Origin of the sequence: Dactylosporangium sp. NPDC051541, from assembly GCF_044454505.1 — a bacterium.
GTDB lineage: Bacteria > Actinomycetota > Actinomycetes > Mycobacteriales > Micromonosporaceae > Dactylosporangium.
This window is the reverse complement of the sequence record NZ_JBITDU010000001.1, coordinates 1,272,677-1,272,924: the sequence shown is the minus strand read 5'-3', so window position 1 is coordinate 1,272,924 and position 248 is coordinate 1,272,677.

Genomic DNA, 248 nt, shown 5'->3' with positions numbered 1-248 from the left:
CATGCGCGGACGCGGGCGCGGGCGCGGCCATGCGCGGACGCGGGCGCGGGCGCGGCCATGCGCGGACGCGGGCGCGGGCGCGGCCATGCGCGGACGCGGGCGCGGGCGCGGCCATGCGCGGACGCCGCCATGCGCGGACGCAGATGCAGGCGCGGCCATGGGCGGACGCGAGCACGGGCGCGGCCATGCGCGGACGCCGCCATGCGCGGACGCAGATGCAGGCGCGGCCATGGACGGACGCGAGCACA